Here is a 1,937-nt window from a genome sequence, read left to right as displayed (position 1 = left end):
GGGGTTCAGGGGTGTGGATGGGTAGGGGAGCGTCGTGTGGGCGGTGAAGCTGCGGTGTGAACCAGTGGTGGAGCCTACACGAGTGAGAATGCAGGCATGAGTAGCGAAAGACGGGTGGGAAACCCGTCCGCCGGATGATCAAGGGTTCCAGGGTCAAGCTAATCTGCCCTGGGTAAGTCGGGACCTAAGGCGAGGCCGACAGGCGTAGTCGATGGACAACGGGTTGATATTCCCGTACCGGTGAAGGACCGCCCATACCAAGCGGGGGATACTAACCGCCCGAAGCCTGCCCGACCTTCCTTTGGAGGGAAGGGTTTTGGTGGAGCGCGGGATCTGATCCCGGGAGGTAAGCGTATTAACAGGTGTGACGCAGGAAGGTAGCCGGGCCGGGCGATGGTTGTCCCGGTCCAAGGATGTAGGGTCAGCGATAGGCAAATCCGTCGCTGTGTCTTGGATGACGTGCCTGAGATCTGATGGGACTCCCGTTTGGGGGGATCCGGTGATCCTATGCTGCCTAGAAAAGCATCGGCGCGAGGTTCGAACTGCCCGTACCCTAAACCGACACAGGTGATCAGGTAGAGAATACCAAGGCGATCGAGAGAATTATGGTTAAGGAACTCGGCAAAATGCCCCCGTAACTTCGGGAGAAGGGGGGCCTGCCCCGTGATGGAGACTTAGCTTTCCGGAGCGGGTGTGGGCCGCAGAGACCAGGGGGAAGCGACTGTTTACTAAAAACACAGGTCCGTGCGAAGTCGCAAGACGATGTATACGGACTGACTCCTGCCCGGTGCTGGAAGGTTAAGAGGACCCGTTAGCCCCTAGGGGCGAAGCGGAGAATTTAAGCCCCAGTAAACGGCGGTGGTAACTATAACCATCCTAAGGTAGCGAAATTCCTTGTCGGGTAAGTTCCGACCTGCACGAATGGAGTAACGACTTCCCCGCTGTCTCAACCATAAACTCGGCGAAATTGCACTACGAGTAAAGATGCTCGTTACGCGCAGCAGGACGGAAAGACCCCGAGACCTTTACTATAGTTTGGTATTGGTGTTCGGAGTGGCTTGTGTAGGATAGGTGGGAGACTGTGAAGCGGCCACGCCAGTGGCGGTGGAGTCATCGTTGAAATACCACTCTGGTCACTTTGGACATCTAACTTCGGCCCGTGATCCGGGTCAGGGACAGTGCCTGATGGGTAGTTTAACTGGGGCGGTTGCCTCCTAAAGAGTAACGGAGGCGCCCAAAGGTTCCCTCAGCCTGGTTGGCAATCAGGTGTCGAGTGTAAGTGCACAAGGGAGCTTGACTGTGAGAGAGACATCTCAAGCAGGGACGAAAGTCGGGACTAGTGATCCGGCGGTACATTGTGGAATGGCCGTCGCTCAACGGATAAAAGGTACCTCGGGGATAACAGGCTGATCTTGCCCAAGAGTCCATATCGACGGCATGGTTTGGCACCTCGATGTCGGCTCGTCGCATCCTGGGGCTGGAGTAGGTCCCAAGGGTTGGGCTGTTCGCCCATTAAAGCGGTACGCGAGCTGGGTTTAGAACGTCGTGAGACAGTTCGGTCCCTATCCGCTGCGCGCGCAGGAAATTTGAGAAGGGCTGTCCTTAGTACGAGAGGACCGGGACGGACGAACCTCTGGTGTGTCAGTTGTACTGCCAAGTGCACCGCTGATTGGCTACGTTCGGATGGGATAACCGCTGAAAGCATCTAAGCGGGAAGCCCGCTTCAAGATGAGATTTCCATCCACCCCCAGGGTGGGAGAGGCCCCCAGCAGACCACTGGGTTGATAGGCCGGACGTGGAAGACAGGACCAACGACTGTCGAAGCCGACCGGTACTAATAGGCCAACAACTTACACCACACACATCCTCATTGCCCCTCAATGTGCTACGCGTCCACTATGCGGTTCCCAACCAACAACACAACACAACCGAATAAA

General features: G+C 56.5%; 1 rRNA gene. It reads left to right on the top strand.

Going from position 1 to position 1,937, the window contains the following annotated elements:
• Nucleotides 1-1,859 (top strand): 23S ribosomal RNA (locus LD110_RS23295); the annotation flags it as partial.
• Between the last annotated feature and the right edge of the window lie 78 nt (nucleotides 1,860-1,937).

Origin of the sequence: Arthrobacter sp. M4 (genome assembly GCF_020251205.1) — a bacterium.
Lineage (GTDB): Bacteria > Actinomycetota > Actinomycetes > Actinomycetales > Micrococcaceae > Arthrobacter.
This window is presented reverse-complemented; position numbering and strand designations above follow the sequence as displayed.